The sequence below is a fragment of the Azonexus sp. genome (assembly GCF_049652925.1).
Lineage (GTDB): Bacteria > Pseudomonadota > Gammaproteobacteria > Burkholderiales > Rhodocyclaceae > Azonexus.
In genome coordinates, this window is sequence record NZ_JBASFI010000013.1 from 109,798 (window position 1) to 130,741 (window position 20,944).

At 57.0% G+C, this 20,944-nt stretch carries 35 protein-coding genes; 4 read left to right on the forward strand and 31 right to left on the reverse strand.

Going from position 1 to position 20,944, the window contains the following annotated elements; genetic code table 11:
* Nucleotides 1–8: 8 nt before the first annotated feature.
* Nucleotides 9–422, reverse strand: a complete 414-nt coding sequence (locus WBK19_RS06225; protein WP_494648343.1) for an acyl-CoA thioesterase — start codon at nt 420–422, stop codon at nt 9–11.
* A gap of 104 nt (nt 423–526) precedes the next feature.
* Between WBK19_RS06225 and WBK19_RS06230 the strand changes: the two genes are divergently transcribed.
* The 4 genes from WBK19_RS06230 to WBK19_RS06245 are packed head-to-tail and all read left to right on the forward strand — an operon-like array spanning nt 527 to nt 6,702.
* A complete protein-coding gene (locus WBK19_RS06230) occupies nt 527–2,344 on the forward strand; it encodes an ABCB family ABC transporter ATP-binding protein/permease (protein ID WP_511287966.1) in 1,818 nt (605 codons plus the stop codon).
* Nucleotides 2,341–4,248 carry a CHASE domain-containing sensor histidine kinase gene (locus WBK19_RS06235; protein ID WP_511287968.1) on the forward strand — a complete coding sequence of 636 codons (1,908 nt, stop codon included), beginning with the start codon at nt 2,341–2,343 and terminating at the stop codon, nt 4,246–4,248. The genes WBK19_RS06230 and WBK19_RS06235 overlap by 4 nt, the downstream gene beginning before the upstream one ends.
* Nucleotides 4,241–5,164 carry a response regulator gene (locus WBK19_RS06240; protein WP_511287970.1) on the forward strand — a complete coding sequence of 308 codons (924 nt, stop codon included), beginning with the start codon at nt 4,241–4,243 and terminating at the stop codon, nt 5,162–5,164. Before WBK19_RS06235 ends, WBK19_RS06240 begins: the two co-directional genes overlap by 8 nt.
* Nucleotides 5,165–5,181: 17 nt before the next feature.
* Nucleotides 5,182–6,702, forward strand: coding sequence for a response regulator (locus WBK19_RS06245; RefSeq protein WP_511287996.1), 1,521 nt, complete (start codon nt 5,182–5,184; stop codon nt 6,700–6,702).
* A 68-nt stretch (nt 6,703–6,770) separates the two neighbouring features.
* Here the strand turns inward: WBK19_RS06245 and rplQ are convergent, their stop codons facing one another.
* The 30 genes from rplQ to WBK19_RS06395 form a co-directional block, all read right to left on the reverse strand.
* Nucleotides 6,771–7,169 carry a 50S ribosomal protein L17 gene (gene rplQ, locus WBK19_RS06250; protein ID WP_117607667.1) on the reverse strand — a complete coding sequence of 133 codons (399 nt, stop codon included), beginning with the start codon at nt 7,167–7,169 and terminating at the stop codon, nt 6,771–6,773.
* A gap of 55 nt (nt 7,170–7,224) precedes the next feature.
* A complete protein-coding gene (locus WBK19_RS06255; protein WP_511287972.1) occupies nt 7,225–8,199 on the reverse strand; it encodes a DNA-directed RNA polymerase subunit alpha in 975 nt (324 codons plus the stop codon).
* Nucleotides 8,200–8,222: 23 nt separating this feature from the next.
* The gene (rpsD, locus tag WBK19_RS06260; RefSeq protein WP_117607665.1) at nt 8,223–8,852 is read right to left on the reverse strand and encodes a 30S ribosomal protein S4; all 630 of its coding nucleotides are present in this window, start codon (nt 8,850–8,852) and stop codon (nt 8,223–8,225) included.
* A gap of 12 nt (nt 8,853–8,864) precedes the next feature.
* Nucleotides 8,865–9,254, reverse strand: a complete 390-nt coding sequence (gene rpsK, locus WBK19_RS06265) for a 30S ribosomal protein S11 (RefSeq protein ID WP_066880003.1) — start codon at nt 9,252–9,254, stop codon at nt 8,865–8,867.
* A gap of 12 nt (nt 9,255–9,266) precedes the next feature.
* Nucleotides 9,267–9,629, reverse strand: a complete 363-nt coding sequence (gene rpsM / locus WBK19_RS06270) for a 30S ribosomal protein S13 (protein ID WP_117607664.1) — start codon at nt 9,627–9,629, stop codon at nt 9,267–9,269.
* A gap of 48 nt (nt 9,630–9,677) precedes the next feature.
* Entirely contained in the window at nt 9,678–9,791 is a 114-nt protein-coding gene (gene rpmJ / locus WBK19_RS06275) for a 50S ribosomal protein L36 (RefSeq protein WP_226403541.1), read from the reverse strand.
* A gap of 76 nt (nt 9,792–9,867) precedes the next feature.
* On the reverse strand, nt 9,868–10,086 hold the full coding sequence (infA, locus tag WBK19_RS06280; protein ID WP_511287974.1) for a translation initiation factor IF-1: 219 nt from the start codon (nt 10,084–10,086) through the stop codon (nt 9,868–9,870).
* Between the two features lie 6 nt (nt 10,087–10,092).
* Nucleotides 10,093–11,415, reverse strand: coding sequence for a preprotein translocase subunit SecY (gene secY, locus WBK19_RS06285; protein WP_511287976.1), 1,323 nt, complete (start codon nt 11,413–11,415; stop codon nt 10,093–10,095).
* A gap of 20 nt (nt 11,416–11,435) precedes the next feature.
* On the reverse strand, nt 11,436–11,873 hold the full coding sequence (rplO, locus tag WBK19_RS06290) for a 50S ribosomal protein L15 (RefSeq protein ID WP_494648348.1): 438 nt from the start codon (nt 11,871–11,873) through the stop codon (nt 11,436–11,438).
* A gap of 3 nt (nt 11,874–11,876) precedes the next feature.
* On the reverse strand, nt 11,877–12,059 hold the full coding sequence (gene rpmD / locus WBK19_RS06295; protein WP_511287978.1) for a 50S ribosomal protein L30: 183 nt from the start codon (nt 12,057–12,059) through the stop codon (nt 11,877–11,879).
* 3 nt (nt 12,060–12,062) lie between these two features.
* On the reverse strand, nt 12,063–12,590 hold the full coding sequence (gene rpsE / locus WBK19_RS06300) for a 30S ribosomal protein S5 (RefSeq protein WP_117607659.1): 528 nt from the start codon (nt 12,588–12,590) through the stop codon (nt 12,063–12,065).
* Nucleotides 12,591–12,616: 26 nt separating this feature from the next.
* Complete coding sequence (gene rplR / locus WBK19_RS06305) at nt 12,617–12,973, reverse strand: 50S ribosomal protein L18 (protein WP_511287980.1); 357 nt, start codon at nt 12,971–12,973, stop codon at nt 12,617–12,619.
* A 9-nt stretch (nt 12,974–12,982) separates the two neighbouring features.
* Nucleotides 12,983–13,513: a 50S ribosomal protein L6 gene (rplF, locus tag WBK19_RS06310; protein WP_511287982.1), complete on the reverse strand. Its 531-nt coding sequence runs from the start codon at nt 13,511–13,513 to the stop codon at nt 12,983–12,985.
* A 10-nt stretch (nt 13,514–13,523) separates the two neighbouring features.
* Nucleotides 13,524–13,919 (reverse strand): 30S ribosomal protein S8, encoded by a 396-nt coding sequence (gene rpsH, locus WBK19_RS06315; RefSeq protein ID WP_117607656.1) that lies wholly within the window; start codon nt 13,917–13,919, stop codon nt 13,524–13,526.
* Nucleotides 13,920–13,934: 15 nt separating this feature from the next.
* A complete protein-coding gene (gene rpsN, locus WBK19_RS06320; protein ID WP_117607655.1) occupies nt 13,935–14,240 on the reverse strand; it encodes a 30S ribosomal protein S14 in 306 nt (101 codons plus the stop codon).
* A 7-nt stretch (nt 14,241–14,247) separates the two neighbouring features.
* Nucleotides 14,248–14,787: a 50S ribosomal protein L5 gene (gene rplE, locus WBK19_RS06325; protein WP_226403532.1), complete on the reverse strand. Its 540-nt coding sequence runs from the start codon at nt 14,785–14,787 to the stop codon at nt 14,248–14,250.
* A gap of 11 nt (nt 14,788–14,798) precedes the next feature.
* Complete coding sequence (gene rplX / locus WBK19_RS06330; RefSeq protein WP_511287984.1) at nt 14,799–15,116, reverse strand: 50S ribosomal protein L24; 318 nt, start codon at nt 15,114–15,116, stop codon at nt 14,799–14,801.
* Between the two features lie 9 nt (nt 15,117–15,125).
* Nucleotides 15,126–15,494: a 50S ribosomal protein L14 gene (rplN, locus tag WBK19_RS06335; protein WP_011286097.1), complete on the reverse strand. Its 369-nt coding sequence runs from the start codon at nt 15,492–15,494 to the stop codon at nt 15,126–15,128.
* A gap of 154 nt (nt 15,495–15,648) precedes the next feature.
* Nucleotides 15,649–15,915 (reverse strand): 30S ribosomal protein S17, encoded by a 267-nt coding sequence (gene rpsQ, locus WBK19_RS06340; RefSeq protein ID WP_117607652.1) that lies wholly within the window; start codon nt 15,913–15,915, stop codon nt 15,649–15,651.
* On the reverse strand, nt 15,912–16,106 hold the full coding sequence (gene rpmC, locus WBK19_RS06345) for a 50S ribosomal protein L29 (protein WP_117607651.1): 195 nt from the start codon (nt 16,104–16,106) through the stop codon (nt 15,912–15,914). The genes rpsQ and rpmC overlap by 4 nt, the downstream gene beginning before the upstream one ends.
* Nucleotides 16,107–16,108: 2 nt before the next feature.
* Nucleotides 16,109–16,522, reverse strand: a complete 414-nt coding sequence (gene rplP, locus WBK19_RS06350) for a 50S ribosomal protein L16 (protein WP_028994191.1) — start codon at nt 16,520–16,522, stop codon at nt 16,109–16,111.
* A gap of 1 nt (nt 16,523) precedes the next feature.
* Nucleotides 16,524–17,303 carry a 30S ribosomal protein S3 gene (rpsC, locus tag WBK19_RS06355; RefSeq protein ID WP_511287987.1) on the reverse strand — a complete coding sequence of 260 codons (780 nt, stop codon included), beginning with the start codon at nt 17,301–17,303 and terminating at the stop codon, nt 16,524–16,526.
* 9 nt (nt 17,304–17,312) lie between these two features.
* Nucleotides 17,313–17,642, reverse strand: a complete 330-nt coding sequence (rplV, locus tag WBK19_RS06360) for a 50S ribosomal protein L22 (protein ID WP_226497000.1) — start codon at nt 17,640–17,642, stop codon at nt 17,313–17,315.
* A 9-nt stretch (nt 17,643–17,651) separates the two neighbouring features.
* Complete coding sequence (gene rpsS / locus WBK19_RS06365; RefSeq protein WP_011286091.1) at nt 17,652–17,927, reverse strand: 30S ribosomal protein S19; 276 nt, start codon at nt 17,925–17,927, stop codon at nt 17,652–17,654.
* A gap of 10 nt (nt 17,928–17,937) precedes the next feature.
* Complete coding sequence (gene rplB, locus WBK19_RS06370; protein WP_494648349.1) at nt 17,938–18,765, reverse strand: 50S ribosomal protein L2; 828 nt, start codon at nt 18,763–18,765, stop codon at nt 17,938–17,940.
* Entirely contained in the window at nt 18,765–19,067 is a 303-nt protein-coding gene (rplW, locus tag WBK19_RS06375) for a 50S ribosomal protein L23 (RefSeq protein ID WP_117607647.1), read from the reverse strand. The genes rplB and rplW overlap by 1 nt, the downstream gene beginning before the upstream one ends.
* Nucleotides 19,064–19,687 carry a 50S ribosomal protein L4 gene (rplD, locus tag WBK19_RS06380; protein ID WP_511270632.1) on the reverse strand — a complete coding sequence of 208 codons (624 nt, stop codon included), beginning with the start codon at nt 19,685–19,687 and terminating at the stop codon, nt 19,064–19,066. Before rplD ends, rplW begins: the two co-directional genes overlap by 4 nt.
* 9 nt (nt 19,688–19,696) lie before the next feature.
* Nucleotides 19,697–20,335, reverse strand: a complete 639-nt coding sequence (rplC, locus tag WBK19_RS06385; protein WP_511287990.1) for a 50S ribosomal protein L3 — start codon at nt 20,333–20,335, stop codon at nt 19,697–19,699.
* A 109-nt stretch (nt 20,336–20,444) separates the two neighbouring features.
* Nucleotides 20,445–20,756 carry a 30S ribosomal protein S10 gene (rpsJ, locus tag WBK19_RS06390; protein WP_028994183.1) on the reverse strand — a complete coding sequence of 104 codons (312 nt, stop codon included), beginning with the start codon at nt 20,754–20,756 and terminating at the stop codon, nt 20,445–20,447.
* A 62-nt stretch (nt 20,757–20,818) separates the two neighbouring features.
* Nucleotides 20,819–20,944: EF-Tu C-terminal domain-related protein (locus WBK19_RS06395; protein ID WP_511287998.1), on the reverse strand; the 126-nt coding region annotated here is incomplete at its 5' end.

Below are 20,944 nucleotides of genomic sequence, written 5' to 3' on the forward strand. Positions count from 1 at the left end.
GACGGATTTTAATCCATTTTCGGCAAGTTTTCGGGCGGAACCTTGCGCTTCATTCCGTCGCCATCAATGGCCACGTAAGTCAGTTCGGCTTCGGTGACCTTGACGATGATGGGCGCGGCGTAATTGCGTTCGGCATAGACCTCGACCTTTACCGTGATCGATGTCGTGCCGACACGCACGATATCGGCGTAGAGGCTGACGATGTCGCCGACTGAAACGGGCTGTTTGAACAGGAAGGAATTGACCGAAACGGTAGCCACCCGGCCACGTGCCCGGCGCATGGCGGGAATGGCACCAGCCACGTCAACCTGGGCCATGACCCAGCCACCGAAGACGTCGCCGTTCTGATTAAGATCCGCTGGCATGGGCACGACGCGTAACGTGGAGTGCTTGCCGGGAAGGGTGATTTGGTCGAGGGCCATTAGTTATCCAAAACGCTATGTATGTCAGGATTTTCCCGGAAAGCGGGCAGTTTTCATATACTCGCAGAAGTCACCTCACCCGCCAATCTCCGTCAGGCCCCGCCATGCGCCGTAGCACCGCCCTTCCCAAACCGCCCGCCGGGCAACCTCTGCCGGAAACCCATGTGTGGCTGACCTTGCGCACGCTGTTCCCCTACCTTTGGCAATACCGTCTGCGCGTTCTTGCCGCGATGGCTTGCCTGATCAGCGCCAAGGTGGCCAATGTCGGCGTGCCGCTGGTTTTCAAGGAGATGATCGACGGGCTGTCGGGCGGCGAGCAACTGCTTGCCTTGCCGATTCTGCTGCTCGTCCTTTACGGCACGCTGCGCTTTTCCACCTCGCTGTTTCAGGAACTGCGCGAAATCCTCTTCGCCCGGGTCACGCAACGCGCTGTCCGGCAGGTGTCGCTGGAAGTCTTCCGCCATCTGCACGCGTTGTCGCTGCGTTTCCATCTCGAGCGGCAGACCGGTGGCGTGTCGCGCGACATCGAACGCGGCAGCCGTTCGATTTCCAGCCTAATTTCCTACACGCTCTATTCAATCCTGCCGACGCTGGTCGAAATCGGGCTCGTCCTCGGCATCCTGTTCGTCAAGTACGACATGGGTTATGTCGTCATCACGATGATCTCGCTGCTCGCCTACGTCGTGTTCACCATCAAGGTCAGCAACTGGCGCATCGACATCCGCCGCGCCGTCAATGAAAACGACTCGGCGGCCAACACGCGCGCGGTCGATAGCCTGCTCAACTATGAGACGGTCAAGTATTTCAACAACGAAGCCTGGGAAGCCCGCCGTTACGACGAGCAACTGATCAAATGGGAAGAGGCGGCAACGCGCAGCCAGACGACGCTGGCTTTCCTCAATCTCGGTCAGCAGGCGATCATTGCACTGGGCGTCACGGCCATGATGTGGCGCGCCGCGAGCGGCGTGGTCGATGGCCGGATGACCATCGGCGACCTCGTACTGGTCAACGCCTTCCTGATCCAGCTCTACATGCCGCTGAATTTCCTGGGCATCGTTTACCGTGAAATTCGCCAGGCGCTGACCGATATCGAACGGATGTTCAAGCTGCTCAACGAGAACCGCGAAATCGCCGATGCACCTGATGCCCGCGAGCTGCCCAGCGGCCCCCTGCAGGTCAATTTCGACGCCGTCGAGTTCGCCTACGAGCCAAACCGGCAGATCCTGAAAAACCTCAGTTTCGCCATTCCGCCCGGCAAGACGGTGGCCGTCGTCGGTCATTCCGGGGCCGGCAAGTCGACGCTGTCACGGCTGCTTTATCGTTTCTATGACGTCACGGGCGGCGCCGTCCAGATCAACGGCCACGATCTACGGGCATTGAAACAAACCAGCCTGCGTGCCGCCATAGGCATCGTGCCGCAGGACACCGTGTTGTTCAACGACACCATTTTCTACAACATCAACTACGGCCGCCCGGAAGCCAGTCGCGAAGAGGTTTTCGCCGCAGCGCGGGCCGCCCAGTTGCACGACTTCATTGAATCCTTGCCGCTCAAGTACGAAACCCGTGTCGGCGAGCGTGGCCTGAAGCTGTCTGGCGGCGAGAAGCAGCGCGTCGCCATTGCCCGAGCGCTCCTCAAGAATCCGCCCATCCTGATCTTCGACGAAGCTACGTCGGCTCTCGACTCGGCGACGGAACGGGCCATACAAACGCAGCTGGAACAGGTCGCCATTGGCCATACGACGCTGGTTATTGCCCACCGATTGTCTACGGTCATGAATGCCGACGAAATCCTGGTCATGAACGAGGGGCGGATCGTCGAGCGCGGCAGCCATACCGCGCTGCTGGCCGCCGACGGCACTTACGCCCGAATGTGGACGCTGCAACAACAGGAAGATCGCGACATGGAGCCGATCACGCCGTGAAGGCAAAGCCTAACGCAACATTGAAGCGTAACCGTGGCAACTGGTTGTTGCCACTCGTCACTTTTTTGCTGCTGGTCTTGATGACGCTCGCGACTTGGCACTGGCAGCTTCGCCTGCAGACTCACGCAGAGGAACTGGCCAACAATCAGGAAAGCGCGGCGATTACGGCCGAGATTCGCGATCGCCTCAATCTGCACGGCCAGTTTCTCCGCTCGCTGCAGGCATTTGCCACTGCGGCGCCGATGCAGGATCTGGCAACGTGGCGACGTTTTGCCAAGGCCATGGAAACCGAGGGCAGCCTGACCGGCATGTTTGCCTTCGCCTATGCCCCCGCCGTGCATCGCGATGTCACGGAAACATTTCAAAAATCGGGCAAATTTCCGGTTGACCGTGGAATCCTGCGATTTTTCCCTGAAACCGACGCCCGGCTGCTCTTGCCGCTTGTCTTTATCGCTCCTGAGTCGCCAGCCCTTGAATCTGTGATCGGTTTTGACCTGTTATCCGAGCCGACTCGCCGCGAAGCGATCAGCCGCGCCATTCTTACCGGCAAAATCGCGATGACGGCACCCATCGAACTTCAGCCCGATAAAGGAAAAAAACGTCCGGGCTTCCAGATGGTCCACGCCATCTTCGATGACCGCAGCTTGGCCAGTCGCCTCGACACGAACAAGCGGGCTTTCGCCGGCGTCGTCCTGACGGCTTATCGCTTCGACGAGTTCATGTCTTCCTTCAAGCTTCCCCTCGGTAGCCGCTTCGTGCTGCAAATCTTTGACGAATCACTGGCCGGAGACAGCGCCGAGGCTTCGGTCCCGACCCTGATCTACAACTCGGACCCCAGCCACAGCATTGGCGATGCACCTTTACTGCATCACGAAATCGATTTCGGCGGACGCAACTGGGTTCTTCACTTTTATTTGAGCAGCCATGCCAACAAAGGGCTCGACACCCCGGCACTGGTCCTCTACGGCGGACTGCTAGGCAGCCTGCTGCTGGCGCTCCTCGTTCACCACCTCGCCACCCATCGCGAACGCGCTGAACGCTATGCACTCTCTCTGACACGAGAGTTGAGTGATCACCGCGACCATTTGCAAGAACTCGTCCACGAGCGAACGGCCAGCCTCGATGGCGCCTTGCAGCAGGCGCGCGCCGCCAACCAGGCCAAATCGGAGTTTCTTGCCAACATGTCGCATGAGCTGCGCACGCCAATGCATGCCATCCTCGGCTTTGTCGAACTTGGCAACCGACGCGCCGCGAATGCCAGCGATCCCAGAATCACCCAGTACTTCCAGCGTATCGACCAGAGCGGGCAACGCTTACTCACCCTGATCGATGAATTGCTCGATCTCTCGAAACTGGATGCCGGGCAAATGGCCTTACGCCCGACAACGTTCGACGTGCTTGCCTTGGTCAAGCAGGTCGGGGCTCAGCTCGAATCGCTGCTGATCGATCGCAAGTTGCAACTCGATATCAGCAGCCTGGCGGCGAGCACTCGCCTCACCGCCGACGAAGGCCGGATTACCCAGGTCATCTGCAACCTGCTCTCCAACGCCATCAAATTTTCACCGGAAGGCGGATGCATTCGCATCGAATTATCGGATGACAAACTCCCGGCGGGCCGGCGTTTCCAGGACAGCGGCTCGCAAGCGGCACTGGCCATCAGCTTCATTGATCAAGGAATTGGCATACCAAGCGATGAGCTGGAGCACATTTTCGAAAAGTTCGTACAGAGCAGTGCCACCAAGAGTGGGGCTGGTGGAACGGGACTCGGACTGGCTATTTGCCGGGCAATTGTTGCGCAGCACCGTGGTACGATTGCAGCCCACAACAATCCAGGGCCAGGCGCCTGTTTCGTCGTCACCCTGCCATTGAACTGCTGGATGGAAAAATCGGGACAACATGACTAAGAAATGCGTCTTGCTGGTGGACGACGAAGAACTCAACCTGGAAATTCTGGTCGAGTATTTCGAAGGGGAAGATCCCTTCGTCCTGCAAACAGCAGACAGCGGCGAAGCCGCCTGGCAACTACTACAAAATCCGGAAAACGACTTCAAACTTATCCTGCTTGACCGGATGATGCCAGGGCTGGATGGCATCGCTCTACTCAAAAGGATGAAGGGCGACCCGCGCCTCTCCGGTATTCCCGTCATCATGCAGACGGCCGCCAACTCCCCAGAGCAGATTCGCGAAGGTCTCGAGGCCGGCGCCTACTACTATCTGACCAAGCCCTACCGCCGGGACAGTCTGCTCGCCATCGTTCACGCGGCGCTGAGTGATGCCGAGGCGCGTAACTCGCTCAGCCGGCAGTTGCACCAGCACATCAACTCGCTGCAGTTTCTCGATCACGCTGAGTTTTCAATCCGAACCGTCGATGAAGCTGCCCAATTGGCCTCCTTTATCGCGCACGCCTGCCCGAACCCGGAAGCTGCCGTTATGGGAATTTCCGAATTGCTGATCAACGGTGTCGAGCACGGCAATCTCGGCCTGGCCTATGCCGAGAAAAGCATTTTGAAACAAGAGGATCGCTGGCACGAAGAGATCATCCGACGTGCCGCCCTGCCGGAAAATTCGGCCAAGGAAGTCCGCCTGAGCTATCGCCGTCAGCCTGATGCCATCACCCTGCGCATCTGCGACCAAGGCAGCGGATTTTCATGGCAAAACTACCTCGAAATTGACCCCGAACGCGCCTTTGACCCCAATGGTCGCGGTATTGCGATGGCCCGCATGCTGAGCTTCAGCAGCATCACCTATGAGGGCTGCGGCAGTATTGCCGTCGCCACCATTCGCAGTGGCAAGGGAAACAATGGTGAGCATCAAACATGACTTCGATTTCAAGCAAGATGAAGGTACTGGCAGTCGATGACAACCGCACCAATCTGCACATTCTTCAGGTTTTCCTGAAAAAACTGGGACACGAAGTTCTGCTCGCCGAAAATGGCGAGGAGGCCGTGCGCCGCTTTGCAGCGGAATCCCCGGACCTGGTGTTACTCGACATCATGATGCCGGTGATGGATGGGTTCGAGGCGGCACGTCGAATCAAGGCGATGCCCCGCGACCGATGGACGCCGGTCATCTTCCTCTCCGCGTTGAATCGCGACGAGAATCTGGTCGAAGGCCTTGATGCCGGAGCAGATGACTACCTGACCAAACCGATCAATTTCGTCGTTCTCGAAGCCAAGCTTCGCTCCATGCAGCGTTCGCTGGCCATGCAACAGGAGTCCATCGATTCGCTAAGACGTGTCCAGACCATTTCCGATAATGTTCTCGATGCGATTATCACCAGCGATGAACATGGCGTCATCGTGTCCGTCAATCAGTCCACCGAACGTATTTTCGGCTGGACTCCCGAAGAAATGGTGGGCAAAAACGTTTCGATGCTGATGCCCGAGGTAGAACGATCGGCGCATGAGGCACGGATCGGAAATCTCCCCACCAGCAATCCCGCCAAACCCATCGGCCTTGAACGTGAACTGGAAGCACAACACAAGGATGGGCACCGGTTTGCCGCGACGATGACCATCACCGAAATGGTGCTCGACAATCAGCGGATGATGGTCGGCGTCATACGCGATATTTCAGAGCGCAAGCAAACGGAACAAAAGCTCCGCGAAAATGCCCGCCAGTTGCAGGACTATTACGACCAGACCCAAGCCGAACAACACCTTGCATTAGGCCTAATGGAGAAGCAGCTCCACCGCAAGGGTCTGCAGGACAACCGCCTGCGCTATACGGTCATCCCGGCCGAAAACTTCAGCGGCGATATCGTTGCAGCCAATCGTTCACCGGATGGCCTTTTCTATGCCTTGCTCGCCGACGCGACGGGGCATGGTCTGACAGCTGCTATCAGCGTATTGCCCGTGCTCGCCCTGTTCTACAGAATGACAAAACTCAATCGGCCAATTCGCGAGATTGTTCTCGAACTGAACTACCAGCTCAAGGAATCCATGCCTGTTGGACGCTTCGTGGCCATTACGCTGGTTTGCCTCGACGAAACGAAAAAACAGGGCGACATCTGGGTTGGCGGCACCCCCGAAGCCTTCCTGTTCGACCGATGGGGACGGATATCCCGCACCTTCCCATCGGCGAATCTTCCGTTGGGTATCGTCAGCAATGACGAACTCGGCGGCAATCCGCAACATTTCGATTGGGCTGGAGAAAGCCAGTTAGTACTCTGCTCCGACGGCTTGCTTGAGGCGACCAACCCGGACGGCATTCAATTTGGGGTCGAGGGGCTGATAGCCGCTACCGCAAACACCTCACCAACTGACCGCTTTGCCAAAATAGAGGCCGCACTAGCGACCCACCAGAATAACGGCATCGCTAGCGACGACATCTCGCTAATGCTTATTGATTGCCCATAAGCATTAACGAAAACTAAGTGAACGAAAGAAAGGCCGGAAAACTCCGGCCTTTTTAATTACCACTGCGTTTAGGCAGCGGATTCTTCGATTTCCACAGCCTCGGTTGGCTCCGGACGATCAACCAGTTCGACAAACGCCATCGGTGCGTTATCGCCGACACGGAAACCACACTTCAGAATACGAAGGTAGCCGCCCGGACGGGTAGCATAACGCGGGCCGATTTCGGCGAATAGCTTGACCACGATATCGCGGTCGCGCAGGCGGTCGAAGGCCAGACGCTTGTTGGCCAACGTCGGGGTCTTGCCGAGGGTGATCATCGGTTCAACAACACGACGCAATTCCTTGGCCTTCGGCACGGTGGTCTTGATAGCCTCGTGCTTGAGCAGGGAAACGGTCATGTTGCGCAGCATCGCCAAGCGATGGCTGCTGGTACGGTTTAGTTTGCGAAGTCCATTGCGGTGACGCATGGTTAATCCTTTCTATATTCTGCAGGCGTCCCTTGACTGCCCGGGAGGAAAAGGCTTACGCCTTTTCCAGACCGGCGGGCGGCCAGTTTTCCAGTTTCATGCCAAGTGTCAAACCGCGAGCGGCCAACACTTCCTTGATCTCATTCAGCGACTTGCGACCCAGATTCGGAGTCTTGAGAAGTTCATTCTCTGTACGCTGGATCAGATCGCCGATGTAGTAGATGTTCTCAGCTTTAAGGCAGTTCGCAGAACGAACCGTCAATTCGAGATCATCAACCGGACGGAGCAGAACCGGATCAACCTGAGCCGGCTTGGAAGCCTCGGCGACAGGTGCGGTACCCTCCAGATCAGCGAAGACCGAAAGTTGTTCCATCAACACGCGGGCAGCGTAGCGAATGGCCTCTTCCGGCTCGACAACGCCGTTGGTTTCGATATCGACAATCAACTTGTCCAAGTCGGTACGCTGTTCAACGCGAGCGCTTTCGACAGCGTAGGCAACACGACGAATCGGGCTGAATGACGCATCGAGAACCAGCTTGCCGATGGACTTGGCATCGCCGAGGTTGCGCATGTTGCCAGGAACATAGCCGCGACCCTTCTCAACCTTGATCTCCATGGACAGCTTGCCGCCGGTGGAGAGGTGAGCGATCACGTGTTCCGGATTGATGATTTCCACGTCGTGCGGCAATTCGATATCGCCAGCGCGAACAGGGCCTTCACCTTCCTTGGACAACTTCAGGTTAACGACATCGCGATTGTGCAGCTTGAACACAATACCCTTGAGGTTGAGGAGAATGTCGACGACATCTTCCTGCACACCATCAATGGTCGAGTACTCATGGAGAACACCATCGATACCAACCTCGGTCGGTGCGTAACCAACCATTGAGGAAAGCAGGATACGACGCAGCGCGTTGCCAAGGGTATGGCCATAACCGCGCTCAAACGGCTCCATGACCACCTTGGCCTGCACGGGCGAAACGCTCTGCACGTCGATGATACGGGGTTTAAGAAGTCCACTGCTTTGCATGGGCTAGATCCTCTGCTCAGTGCTTACTTCGAGTAAAGTTCAATGACGAGACCTTCATTCAGGGTCGCCGGCAGTTCAGAGCGCTGCGGCATGGCCTTGAATGTGCCCTTGCCTTCTTTGACATCCACAGAAATCCACTCGGGGAAACCACGAGATTCTGCAGCTTCCAACGCAGCCTTACAACGCAGGGACGCGCGGGCACGATCAGTCAGCTGGACAACATCACCCGGCTTGACGATAAAGGAAGGAATATTGCAACGCTTGCCGTTGACCAGAACGCCATTGTGGCGAACGATCTGACGGGACTCGGTGCGGGAAGCGCCAAAACCCATACGGTAAGCGACGGAGTCGAGGCGAGCCTCAAGCAATTGCAGCAGGTTTTCACCGGTCTGGCCCTTACGACGGTCAGCTTCGGCAAACGTCTTGCGGAACTGCCCTTCGAGGACGCCGTAGACACGACGAATTTTCTGCTTGGCACGGAGGTGAACGCCGTAGTCAGACAGACGGGCGCCCGACTTCTGGCCGTGCTGGCCAGGAGCGTACGAACGACGCTCGATGGCACACTTGTCGGTAAAACACTTTTCGCCCTTCAGGAACAGCTTTTCGCCTTCGCGGCGGCACTGACGGCATTTCGGATCGAGATTACGAGCCACTTGTCTTTCTCCTTAGATGCGGCGCTTTTTGGGCGGGCGGCAACCGTTATGCGGCACCGGTGTCACGTCGGAAATCGCGGTGATCTTCATGCCCAGCGCGTTCAGTGCGCGGACCGAAGATTCACGACCAGGACCAGGGCCCTTGATGCGAACTTCCAGATTCTTGACGCCACATTCCTGAGCAGCCTTGCCAGCGGCTTCGGCGGCAACCTGAGCAGCAAACGGGGTGGACTTACGCGATCCGCGGAAGCCGGCACCACCGGAAGTAGCCCAAGACAACGCATTGCCCTGACGATCGGTAATGGTGATGATGGTGTTATTGAACGATGCGTGGATGTGGGCAATGCCCTCAGCAACGTTCTTTTTAACCTTTTTGCGAACTTTGGTAGCAGTCTTTGCCATGTTCTGTCCCTATTACTTCTTGCCAGCAATGGCCTTGCGCGGACCCTTGCGAGTGCGAGCATTGGTACGGGTGCGCTGACCACGGCAAGGCAAGCCCTTGCGATGGCGAAGGCCACGGTAGCAACCGAGGTCCATCAGACGCTTAATGTTCATTGTGACTTCGCGACGCAGATCACCTTCTACGGTGAATTTGCCGACCTCGTCACGCAGACGATCCATGTCCGCATCGGACAGGTCTTTCATTTTGGTAGAACGAACGATACCGGCCGCGTCACAAATTTTCTGTGCGCGGGTACGGCCGATGCCGAAAATCGCGGTCAACGCGATCTCTGCATGCTGATGGTTCGGAATGTTTACCCCTGCGATACGGGCCATCGAATCACTCCACTATTTCAAAATTAACAAATGCCGACACCAGAGCCATTAGCCCTGACGCTGCTTGTGACGCGGGTCCTTGCAAATAACGCGCACGACACCCTTGCGACGGATGACTTTGCAATTGCGACACACGCGCTTAACTGAAGGATGCACTTTCATGTTTAACTCCTCGTCTGCGAGGGCTTGGAAGCAGCCGTGATTCCTTGCCCTGCGGTTTATTGCGTAGAGAACTCTTTTACTTGACCCGGAAAACGATCCGGGCCTTGCTTAAATCATACGGCGTCAATTGCACGGTCACTTTGTCACCAGGAAGAATACGGATGTAGTGCATTCGCATCTTTCCGGAAATGAACCCAAGCACAATATGGCCATTTTCCAACCTGACCCTGAAGGTCGCGTTTGGGAGGTTTTCAACAACCTCCCCTTGCATTTCGATGTAATCCTCTTTTGCCATAGGCGATTACTTGATCATCGGTGCGCCTTTGAAATTTGCCTTCTTCAGCAAGCTTTCATACTGGTGCGACATCACGTAGGCCTGAACCTGGGACATGAAGTCCATGGTCACAACCACGATAATCAACAGAGAAGTACCACCGAAGTAGAACGGCACGTTCCACTTCAGAATCAAAAATTCGGGCAACAGACAGACCACGGTGATGTAAGCCGCGCCAATCAGCGTCAGGCGCATCAGTATCTTGTCGATATAGCGGGCCGTCTGCTCACCCGGACGAATACCCGGCACAAAGGCGCCGCTCTTCTTGAGGTTATCAGCCGTTTCCTTGGAATTGAACACAAGGGCGGTGTAGAAGAAGCAGAAAAACACGATTGCCGAAGCGTAGAGCATCACGTAGATCGGCTGCCCCGGCGATAAGGTGCCGGCGACGTCCTTCAACCAGTGCATCGACTCGCTGGCACCAAACCAGTTGGCGACCGTGGCAGGAAACAGGATGATCGACGACGCGAAGATTGGCGGGATAACGCCCGACATGTTCAGCTTGAGCGGCAGATGCGAACTCTGACCGCCATAAATTTTGTTGCCAACCTGGCGCTTGGCGTAATTGACCAGAATCTTGCGCTGACCACGTTCGACGAAGACGACGAAACCAGTCACGACGACCACCAGGACACAGATGATCAGAGCGGTCAGCGGATGCATGGCACCGGTACGAACCAGTTCAAGCAGACCGCCAATGGCGTTCGGCAAACCGGCAGCGATACCGGCGAAAATGATGATCGAAATACCATTACCCAGACCACGCTCGGTAATCTGCTCACCCAGCCACATCAGGAACATCGTGCCGGTCAGCAGGGTCGATACCGTGGTCAGACGGAACATGAATCCTGGATCGTTAACCAGCCCGGCCTGCGCTTCGAGCGCAACAGCGATACCCAAGCCCTGGAAGAGGGCAAGAACAACGGTGCCGTAACGGGTGTATTGCGTAATCTTGCGACGTCCGGCCTCACCCTCTTTTTTCAGGGCTTCGAGCTGCGGACTTGCGACACTCATCAACTGCATGATGATCGACGCCGAAATGTACGGCATGATCCCCAGGGCGAAGATGGTGAATCGCGACAAGGCACCACCCGAGAACATATTGAACATGCCCAGGATGCCGCCCTGCTGCGAATTGAAGAGATCGGCCAGCGCGTTGGGGTCAATCCCAGGAACCGGAATATGGGCGCCAATGCGGTACACGACCAGCGCGCCAAGCAGGAACCAGAGCCGGCGCTTGAGATCGCCGAACTTGCCACCCTTGCCAACGGTATTGGGATTTGCTGCCAACGTTCTAACCTTTCCCTGTCTTACTCAGCGACGACCGAGCCACCAGCGGCTTCGATAGCAGCCTTGGCACCCTTGGTAGCGCCCACACCCTTGAGGACAACCTTGCGGGCAATAGCGCCCGACAGAATGACCTTGGCGGAGAGAGCGTCACCCGGAACGATACCGGCGACTTGCAGGGCGAGGAGATCAATCTCTTCAACCGGCAGACGCTCGAGATCGGTCAGGCGGACTTCGTAGTTACGGGCACGCGTCAGCGAGTTGAAGCCACGCTTCGGAAGGCGACGCTGCAAAGGCATTTGACCGCCTTCGAAACCAACCTTGTGGAAACCGCCCGAACGGGACTTCTGACCCTTGTGACCACGGCCACAGGTCTTGCCGAGGCCCGAACCGATGCCGCGACCGACGCGCTTGGCGGCCTTCTTGGAGCCTTCACCCGGCTTGATGGTATTCAGACGCATGGCTTAACCCTCAACCTTGACGAGATACTGAACCTTTTGGATCATGCCGCGAACACACGGCGTATCCACCAGCTCAGAGGTGCTGTTCAGCTTGCGCAGACCCAGACCACGCACGGTGGCGCGGTGGTCCTGCTTGGTGCCGATGATGCTCTTGACGAGCTTCACTTTGATTTTCTTGTCAGCCATGACTTACCCCAGAACCCGCTCAATCGGCAACCCACGCTTGGCGGCGATCTCCGACGGCGTATTGACCTTCGACAGACCGTCGATGGTGGCACGCACGATGTTGTAAGGATTGGTCGAGCCGTGAGCCTTGGCCACCACATTGGTGACACCGACAACTTCGAAGACAGCGCGCATGGCGCCGCCAGCGATGATGCCCGTGCCTTCCGGTGCCGGCTGGATCATCACGGTCGTGGCACCATGACGGCCCATGACTGTGTGATGCACGGTGCCGTTCTTCAAGCTGACCTTGGCCATCTTGCGACGCGCCTCTTCCATTGCCTTCTGAGCAGCCACGGGCACTTCGCGGGACTTGCCCTTGCCCATGCCGATGCCGCCATCACCGTCACCAACAACGGTCAGAGCTGCAAAACCGAGGATTCGGCCGCCCTTAACCACTTTGGTAACGCGATTAACCGCAACCATCTTTTCGCGCATGCCGTCATCACGCTCTTCAGCTTGCTGCGGCTTCTTGTTTCTTTCAGGTTTAGCCATTTTCTAACCTTATCCTTTCGCAGCGATCAGAACTTCAGACCGGCTTCACGCGCGGCTTCCGCCAGCGCCTGAATCCGACCGTGGTACTGAAGACCGGAACGATCAAAAGCCACTTGCTCAATGCCGGCAGCTTTGGCGCGCTCGGCAATCAGCTTGCCCACCGAAGTGGCAGCAGCCTTGTTACCGCCGTTGGGGACGTCATTACGAACGTCCTTGTCCAGCGTGGAAGCCGAAGCCAAGACCTTGCCGCCACAGGGCGAGATGATCTGTGCGTAGATGTGCTGATTCGTGCGATTGACGCACAGACGCACAGCCTTGAGTTCGGCGATTTTGGCCCGGGTTTGGCGGGAACGGCGCAAACGCGCTTGTTTCTTATTAAACATATGCCACCCTTACTTCTTCTTGGTTTCCTTGATAACCACCACTTCGTCCGAGTACCGAACGCCCTTGCCCTTGTAGGGCTCCGGCTTGCGGTATGCACGAACTTCGGCAGCGACCTGGCCAACCTGTTGCTTGTCGGCCCCCTTGATCAGGATTTCGGTCTGAGTGGGGCATTCCACTTTCACACCAGCCGGCATCTTGTGCGCGACCGGGTGGGAAAAGCCCAACGACAGATTCAGGACATCGCCCTGAGCCTGGGCGCGGTAACCCACGCCGACCAACTGAAGCTTGCGCTCGAAACCCTTGGAAACACCAGTCACCATGTTGTTGATGTTGGCACGCATGGTGCCCCACATGGCAGCTGCGTTAGCGGCGCCTTCAACCTTGGAAACCTGGACGTTCTGACCTTCGACGGAAATCGTCACGGACGGATGCGTAATTGCCTTCAGGGTACCCAGCGGGCCCTTGACGGTAATGTCCGCACCAACCGAAACTTCAACGCCAGCCGGCACAACGATGGGATTTTTACCAATACGAGACATCGATATCCCCTTATGCCACGATGCAAAGAACTTCGCCGCCGACCTTGCTGGCGCGAGCCTTGCGATCAGTCATGACACCCTTGGGGGTCGACACGATGGCGACGCCCAGACCGTTCATGACGCGAGGAATGTCTTCGCAACCCTTGTAGATACGCAGGCCGGGCTTGGAGACACGCTCGATGCGCTCAATGACCGGACGACCGGCGTAATACTTGAGTGCGATATCGAGGGTCGGCTTGCCATCAGCCTGACGAACTGCGAAATCATCAACGTAACCTTCATCCTTGAGCACGGCGGCGATAGCCACCTTGACTTTGGACGAGGGCATGGAGACAGACGCCTTCTCGGCGAGCTGGGCGTTGCGGATGCGAGTCAGCATGTCCGCGATCGGATCGCTCATAGCCATTTCTGAATCTCCTTTTTACCAGCTGGCTTTAACAACACCCGGAACTTCGCCATTGAAGGCCAGTTCGCGGATCTTGTGACGGCACAGACCGAACTTACGGAAAACACCACGCGGACGACCGGTCAGCTGGCAGCGGTTGCGCAGACGAGACGGGCTCGAATTGCGCGGCAGGGCCTGGAACTTCAGACGGGCAGCGTAACGCTCATCGTCCGACAGGCTCGCGTTATTGAAAATCGCCTCGAGGGCAGCACGCTTCTTGGCGTACTGAGCCACAAGCTTGCGGCGCTTTTCTTCACGGTTGATCAGAGCAAGTTTTGCCATGATTGCCTCAATTCTTGAACGGGAACTTGAACGCCGCCAACAGAGCCTTGGCTTCTGCGTCGGATTTCGCGGTCGTGGTGATGCTAATGTTCATACCCCGCAGAGCATCGATCTTGTCGTACTCGATTTCCGGGAAAATGATCTGCTCTTTGACACCCATGTTGTAGTTGCCTTGGCCATCAAAACCCTTGCCAGAAACCCCACGGAAGTCTCGAACTCGCGGCAGCGCAACGGTGACCAGACGATCGAGGAACTCGAACATGCGCGGACCACGCAGCGTGACCATGCAACCGATCGGGTAACCGTCACGAATCTTGAAGCCGGCAATCGACTTGCGGGCCTTGGTCGTCACCGGCTTCTGACCTGCGATCTTCTGCATGTCGCCAACGGCATTCTCGAGAACCTTCTTGTCAGCCACCGCTTCACCGACGCCCATGTTCAGGGTGATCTTGGTGATGCGCGGGACTTCCATCACGGACTTGTAACCAAATTGCTTGCTCAGATCAGCAACAACGGTTTCTTTATAAAACTCTTGCAAACGCGCCATGACCACTCCCCTTATGCGTTGACTAGTTCGCCGTTCGACTTGAACACGCGAACTTTGCGGCCATCCTCGTGCGCCTTGATGCCGACACGGTCAGCCTTCTTGGTCGCCGGATTGAACAGCGCAACGTTGGAGATATGAATCGGCATATCCTTATCGACGATGCCACCCGCCACACCCTTTACGGGGTTCGGCTTGACGTGCTTCTTGGCACGATTGACACCTTCGACGAGCACATGCTCATCATCGACACGACGCAGCACGGTACCGCGCTTGCCTTTGTCTTTACCGGTAATTACGACGATTTCGTCGCCTTTACGAATCTTTTCCATGGCCAGTCCTTACAGCACTTCAGGAGCCAGGGACACGATCTTCATGAAGCGCTCGGTACGCAGTTCGCGGGTTACCGGGCCAAAGATGCGCGTGCCGATCGGCTCGAGCTTGTTGTTAAGAAGAACGGCGGCATTGCCATCAAAGCGAACCAGCGAACCATCAGGACGACGAACGCCCTTGGCGGTGCGAACCACCACGGCATTGTAGACATCGCCTTTTTTGACGCGGCCACGCGGCGCAGCATCCTTGATGCTGACCTTGATGATGTCACCAATGCCAGCATAGCGGCGCCTGGATCCACCGAGCACTTTGATACACATTACTGAACGTGCGCCGGTGTTATCGGCGACATCCAGAGTCGTCTGCATCTGAATCATTTAAATTAACTCCAACTTAATCCGCTTGCGCGGTCAGTCTTGGAACCCGTACGGGTTGAACAACTTCGCAAACCCTCAGGACGAGGGCTGCAAAAAAGAAGCCGGATTATACCGGCTTCTTTCAAGACTACGCAAGCATTTTAAGAAACTTTCGTTATACAACGATCGCCTTCTCAAGAACACTCGTCACTGCCCAAGTCTTGGTACGCGAAACCGGACGGGTTTCGACGATCTCAACGAGATCACCAGCCTTGGCCGAGTTGCCCTCGTTATGGGCATGATATTTCTTCGAACGAACCATCACCTTGCCGTACATGGGGTGCTTGACCTTGCGTTCGACGAGGACGGTAACCGTCTTTTCCATTTTGTCACTGACAACGCGACCGACGAGAGTACGTTTGATACTGGTGGTTTCGCTCATTGCTGCACCGCCTTTTCACGGATAAGCGTACGAACGCGAGCGATGTCGCGACGCACCTTGGACATTTGGCTGGTATTGGACAGCTGCTGGGTAGCGAGCTGCATACGCATACCGAACTGGGCCCTCAACAGGTCCAGCAATTCCTTGTTGAGCTCGTCCACACTCTTGGTTCTCAATTCACTAGCTTTCATGATTACCCCAGATGACGAGTCACGAAGGTGGTAGCAATCGGCAACTTGGCGGCAGCGAGAGCAAATGCTTCGCGCGCCAGCGCTTCATTGACACCATCCATCTCATAGAGCACTTTGCCCGGCTGGATCTCGGCGACCCAGTACTCCGGGTTACCCTTACCGTTACCCATACGAACTTCGGCCGGCTTCTTGGAAATCGGCTTATCCGGGAAGATACGGATCCAGATGCGACCGCCACGCTTGATGTGACGCGTCATGGCACGACGGGCAGCTTCAATCTGACGCGCCGTCAGGCGGCCACGACCGGTTGCCTTGAGACCCCACTCACCGAACGACACTTTTGTGCCGCGGGTAGCCAGACCTTCGTTGCGCCCCTTGTGTTCCTTGCGGAACTTGCGGCGATTTGGTTGCAGCATGTTAAGCACCTGCCTTTCTTACACCCGGAGCACCAGCGCCATCAGCCTTCTTGACGGTACGGGTACGCGGCTTGTCGCCATCTGGCTTACCCGGTGCACGACGCGGACGACGATCGTCGGCCACCGGCTCGACAACTTCCGGCTGCTCGTTGCGATCCAGCATGTCACCCTTGTAAACCCAGACCTTGATCCCGATAATGCCGTAGGTGGTCAGGGCTTCCGAGGTTGCGTAATCGATGTCGGCGCGCAGGGTATGGAGCGGCACGCGGCCTTCGCGATACCATTCGCTACGAGCGATTTCAGCACCATTCAGACGGCCAGCGCTCATCACCTTGATGCCCTGGGCACCTAGACGCATGGCGTTTTGCATGGCGCGCTTCATGGCACGGCGGAACATGATGCGCTTTTCGAGTTGCTGGGCAATCGAATCAGCGATCAGTTGCGCATCGATTTCCGGCTTGCGGATCTCTTCAATCGAGACATGGACGGGAACGCCCATGATGCGCTGAAGATCCGTACGCAGTTGTTCGATGTCTTCGCCCTTCTTGCCAATGACCACACCCGGACGAGCCGAGTAGATGGTGACACGGGCGTTCTTGGCCGGACGCTCGATCAGCACACGACCAACGGAGGCGTGCGCCAGCTTGCGCTTGAGATACTCACGAACCTTGATGTCTTCGTTGAGCATGCCCGGGAAATCCTTGCTGTTGGCGTACCAGCGCGAACCCCAGTTCTTGGTGACTGCCAGGCGGAAGCCAGTCGGATGAATTTTCTGTCCCATGGCTCTTCCTTAGTTACCAACGGTCAGATAGATATGGCAGGTCGGCTTGACGATCCGATTGCCACGACCCTTGGCGCGCGCCGTAAAGCGCTTGAGCACCATGCCTTTTTCAACGTAGATGGTTTTCACCGTCAGTTCGTCGATATCAGCACCATCGTTGTGCTCGGCGTTGGCGATTGCCGACTCCAGCACTTTCTTGACGATACCGGCGCCCTTCTTGGGGCAGAAAGCCAGGATGTTCAGAGCCTGGCCAACCGGCTTGCCGCGCACGAGGTCCGCAACTAAGCGGCCCTTTTGCGCAGAGAGGCGTACGCCTCGCAAATTTGCACGAGTTTCCATGTCAGCTCCTTACTTCTTGGCCTTCTTGCCGGCGGTGTGACCCTTGAACGTGCGGGTCAGCGAGAACTCGCCGAGCTTGTGACCGACCATATTTTCGGTAACGAACACCGGAATATGCTGCTTGCCGTTATGCACCGCAATCGTCAGGCCGATGAACTCGGGGAGGATCGTCGAACGACGCGACCATGTCTTGATCGGGCGCTTGTCGCTGGTGGCGCGGACTGCTTCGACTTTGTCGATCAGATGCGCATCAACAAACGGGCCCTTTTTGAGAGAACGTCCCATTTCCTACCCCTTAACGCTTGTGACGGCGCTGAACGATCATGCTGTTCGTGCGCTTGTTGCTGCGGGTGCGGTAACCCTTGGTGGGCTGACCCCACGGATTGACTGGCACGCGACCTTCGCCGGTCTTGCCTTCACCACCACCATGGGGGTGATCAACCGGGTTCATGGCTGTACCGCGAACGGTCGGGCGAATACCACGCCAACGCATAGCACCGGCTTTGCCGAACTTGCGCAGGTTGTGCTCTTCGTTGCCAACTTCACCGATGGTGGCGCGACATTCGACATGCACGCGACGCACTTCGCCGGAGCGGAGGCGGATCTGGGCATACGAACCTTCACGGGCCAGCAGCTGGACGGAGGTACCGGCGGAACGGGCGATTTGCGCGCCCTTGCCAGGCAGCATCTCAACACAGCAAATGGTCGTACCAACTGGGATATTGCGGATCGGCAGAGCATTACCCGACTTGATCGGCGCTTCCGAGCCGCTCATGATCGGCTGACCAACCACCATGCCTTTGTTGGCAATGATGTAGCGACGCTCACCGTCGGCGTAGCACAGCAATGCAATATTGGCCGTACGGTTCGGATCGTATTCCAGGCGCTCAACCTTGGCCGGAATGCCGTCCTTGTTGCGCTTGAAATCGATGACGCGGTAAGCCTGCTTGTGACCACCGCCCTGATGGCGAACGGTAATGCGGCCATTGTTGTTGCGACCAGCGTTGCCTGACTTGGCTTCGACCAGCGGGGCGAACGGCTTGCCCTTGTGCAGGTTGGGATTAACAACCTGAACAACGGCGCGACGACCCGGGGAAGTCGGCTTGACTTTAACGAGTGCCATTACGCATTCCCCCCTTCAACAAAATTCAGTTCCTGACCCGGCTTGAGGCTCACGTAGGCTTTCTTCCAACCCTTGCGACGACCGACCGCACCCTTGAAACGCTTGACCTTGCCCTTGACGTTGGCAACCTGGACGGCACCGACTTCAACCTTGAACAACAGCTCAACGGCGGCCTTGATTTCCGGCTTGGTTGCATCGGAAGCGACGCGGAAGATCACCTGGTTGTGCTTGTCAGCAACGTAGGTAGCCTTCTCGGAGATTTGCGGTGCAAGCAGCACCTGCATCAGACGCTCTTGATTCATCCCCACATCTCCTCGAACTTGGCCACGGCGTTCTTGGTCACGAGGACCTTGGGGAAGCGGACCAGGGAAACCGGATCGGCCTCCTGGGCTTCCAGCACCAGAACGTTGGGCAGGTTGCGCGACGAGAGATAGAGGTTCTCGCTCAGCGCATCGGTGATGACCAGAAGTTTGCCTTCGAGACCCAGATCCTTGAGCTTTTGCATGAAAAGCTTGGTCTTGGGCGCATCAATGGACAGATCGTCGATGACGACGAGACGGTCCTGGCGGGCCAACTCGGAGAGAATCGCAGCCATTCCGGCGCGGAACATCTTCTTGTTAACCTTCTGGCTGAAATTCTCTTCCGGAGAGTTCGGAAAAATACGACCGCCCCCACGCCACAGCGGGCTGCCATTGCTACCAGCACGGGCACGACCCGTACCCTTTTGGCGCCACGGCTTGGTGGTGGTGTGACGGACTTCGGAGCGATCCTTCTGCTGACGATCACCGGAACGTGCATTGGCCTGATAGGCAACGACGATCTGGTGAACCAGCGCTTCATTGAAGTCGCGACCGAACAGCACATCGGAAGCCTGCAGCTTGGCAGACTCCTGGCCTTGTTCGTTAATTACCTTGAGTTCCATGTCGCCCCCTTAGCCCTTGACTGCCGGACGCACAACGACGTCAGAACCTTTGGCACCGGGAACGGCACCCTTGACCAGCAACAGCTGGCGGTCGGCATCAACGCGAACAATCGTCAATCCCTGCATGGTCGATTGCACATCGCCCATGTGGCCGGCCATACGCTTACCCGGGAAAACACGACCCGGATCCTGCGCCATACCTATGGAACCCGGCGCGTTGTGCGACAGCGAGTTACCATGGGTTGCACGGTTTGAACTGAAATTGTGGCGCTTGATACCACCTTGGAAGCCCTTACCGATCGAGCTACCGGTCACGTCAACCTTCTGCCCTTCGGCAAAAATAGTGACAGCAACCTGATCACCCGCCTTGAAAGCGGCGAGCTGATCAGCGCCAATCAGGAATTCCTTGAGCACATGCCCGGCTTCGACACCCGCCTTGGCCAGATGGCCAGCAAGGGGCTTCGAAACACGAGAGGCACGGCGCTTGCCGAATGCGACCTGGATGGCTGAGTAGCCATCGATCTCCGGCGTTTTTACTTGGGTCACTCGGTTGTTAGACACGTCAAGCACAGTCACCGGAATGGACGCGCCATCCTCGGCAAAAATGCGAGTCATGCCAACCTTGCGACCAACAAGGCCTAGACTCATGGTTATTCTCCTCATCGCCGGCTGCGATTGGCCGGTCGATGTAAAACAACAAATGGGCAGCCGTCGCCGGCCACCCCCGAAAGGCGCGGATTATATCCGCTAACCCTTATTACTGCAACTTGATTTCGACGTCCACGCCTGCCGGCAGATCCAGCTTCATCAGCGCATCAACGGTCTTGTCAGTCGGATCAACGATATCCATCAGCCGCAGATGGGTACGGATTTCCAACTGATCACGGGAAGCCTTATTGACGTGCGGCGAACGCAGGATGTCAAAACGCTGCTTGCGGGTCGGCAACGGCACAGGACCGCGGACAACTGCACCGGTACGCTTGGCAGTTTCGACGATTTCCTGAGCCGATTGATCGATCAGGCGATAGTCGAAGGCTTTGAGACGGATACGGATTTTCTGGCTTTGCATTTTTGGCTTCCAAAGAACGATGGGGTGAAGCGAACTTCACCCCGGATTTTTAAAAGAACGAATTACTCGATGATCTTGGCGACGACGCCAGCGCCGACGGTACGACCGCCTTCACGGATGGCGAAGCGCAGACCTTCTTCCATTGCGATCGGAGCGATCAGCTTGATGGTCATGGCGATGTTGTCGCC

Excerpts from the sequence above, each read along its gene's own strand:
- rpmC (WP_117607651.1), bottom strand. The coding sequence starts at position 16,106 with ATGAAAGCTAGTGAATTGAGAACCAAGAGTGTGGACGAGCTCAACAAG.
- rpsM (WP_117607664.1), bottom strand. The coding sequence starts at position 9,629 with ATGGCCCGTATCGCAGGGGTAAACATTCCGAACCATCAGCATGCAGAG.
- rplX (WP_511287984.1), bottom strand. The coding sequence starts at position 15,116 with ATGGAAAAGATTCGTAAAGGCGACGAAATCGTCGTAATTACCGGTAAA.
- rpmJ (WP_226403541.1), bottom strand. The coding sequence starts at position 9,791 with ATGAAAGTGCATCCTTCAGTTAAGCGCGTGTGTCGCAATTGCAAAGTC.
- rpsH (WP_117607656.1), bottom strand. The coding sequence starts at position 13,919 with ATGGCTATGAGCGATCCGATCGCGGACATGCTGACTCGCATCCGCAAC.
- WBK19_RS06245 (WP_511287996.1), top strand. The coding sequence starts at position 5,182 with ATGAAGGTACTGGCAGTCGATGACAACCGCACCAATCTGCACATTCTT.
- rplO (WP_494648348.1), bottom strand. The coding sequence starts at position 11,873 with ATGCGTCTGAATACCATCAAGCCGGGTGAAGGCTCCAAGAAGGCCGCC.
- rpsN (WP_117607655.1), bottom strand. The coding sequence starts at position 14,240 with ATGGCAAAACTTGCTCTGATCAACCGTGAAGAAAAGCGCCGCAAGCTT.
- WBK19_RS06225 (WP_494648343.1), bottom strand. The coding sequence starts at position 422 with ATGGCCCTCGACCAAATCACCCTTCCCGGCAAGCACTCCACGTTACGC.
- rplP (WP_028994191.1), bottom strand. The coding sequence starts at position 16,522 with ATGCTGCAACCAAATCGCCGCAAGTTCCGCAAGGAACACAAGGGGCGC.
- rpsE (WP_117607659.1), bottom strand. The coding sequence starts at position 12,590 with ATGGCTAAACCTGAAAGAAACAAGAAGCCGCAGCAAGCTGAAGAGCGT.
- infA (WP_511287974.1), bottom strand. The coding sequence starts at position 10,086 with ATGGCAAAAGAGGATTACATCGAAATGCAAGGGGAGGTTGTTGAAAAC.
- rplR (WP_511287980.1), bottom strand. The coding sequence starts at position 12,973 with ATGTTTAATAAGAAACAAGCGCGTTTGCGCCGTTCCCGCCAAACCCGG.
- rplW (WP_117607647.1), bottom strand. The coding sequence starts at position 19,067 with ATGAATCAAGAGCGTCTGATGCAGGTGCTGCTTGCACCGCAAATCTCC.
- rplN (WP_011286097.1), bottom strand. The coding sequence starts at position 15,494 with ATGATTCAGATGCAGACGACTCTGGATGTCGCCGATAACACCGGCGCA.
- WBK19_RS06255 (WP_511287972.1), bottom strand. The coding sequence starts at position 8,199 with ATGCAAAGCAGTGGACTTCTTAAACCCCGTATCATCGACGTGCAGAGC.
- rpsK (WP_066880003.1), bottom strand. The coding sequence starts at position 9,254 with ATGGCAAAGACTGCTACCAAAGTTCGCAAAAAGGTTAAAAAGAACGTT.
- rplD (WP_511270632.1), bottom strand. The coding sequence starts at position 19,687 with ATGGAACTCAAGGTAATTAACGAACAAGGCCAGGAGTCTGCCAAGCTG.
- rplB (WP_494648349.1), bottom strand. The coding sequence starts at position 18,765 with ATGGCACTCGTTAAAGTCAAGCCGACTTCCCCGGGTCGTCGCGCCGTT.
- rplV (WP_226497000.1), bottom strand. The coding sequence starts at position 17,642 with ATGGAAACTCGTGCAAATTTGCGAGGCGTACGCCTCTCTGCGCAAAAG.
- rplC (WP_511287990.1), bottom strand. The coding sequence starts at position 20,335 with ATGAGTCTAGGCCTTGTTGGTCGCAAGGTTGGCATGACTCGCATTTTT.
- WBK19_RS06240 (WP_511287970.1), top strand. The coding sequence starts at position 4,241 with ATGACTAAGAAATGCGTCTTGCTGGTGGACGACGAAGAACTCAACCTG.
- rplE (WP_226403532.1), bottom strand. The coding sequence starts at position 14,787 with ATGGCGCGTTTGCAAGAGTTTTATAAAGAAACCGTTGTTGCTGATCTG.
- rpmD (WP_511287978.1), bottom strand. The coding sequence starts at position 12,059 with ATGGCTGACAAGAAAATCAAAGTGAAGCTCGTCAAGAGCATCATCGGC.
- rplQ (WP_117607667.1), bottom strand. The coding sequence starts at position 7,169 with ATGCGTCACCGCAATGGACTTCGCAAACTAAACCGTACCAGCAGCCAT.
- WBK19_RS06230 (WP_511287966.1), top strand. The coding sequence starts at position 527 with ATGCGCCGTAGCACCGCCCTTCCCAAACCGCCCGCCGGGCAACCTCTG.
- rpsJ (WP_028994183.1), bottom strand. The coding sequence starts at position 20,756 with ATGCAAAGCCAGAAAATCCGTATCCGTCTCAAAGCCTTCGACTATCGC.
- rpsQ (WP_117607652.1), bottom strand. The coding sequence starts at position 15,915 with ATGAGCGAAACCACCAGTATCAAACGTACTCTCGTCGGTCGCGTTGTC.
- rpsS (WP_011286091.1), bottom strand. The coding sequence starts at position 17,927 with ATGGGACGTTCTCTCAAAAAGGGCCCGTTTGTTGATGCGCATCTGATC.
- rplF (WP_511287982.1), bottom strand. The coding sequence starts at position 13,513 with ATGTCTCGTATTGGTAAAAATCCCATCGTTGTGCCGGCTGGCGTTGAA.
- rpsC (WP_511287987.1), bottom strand. The coding sequence starts at position 17,303 with ATGGGACAGAAAATTCATCCGACTGGCTTCCGCCTGGCAGTCACCAAG.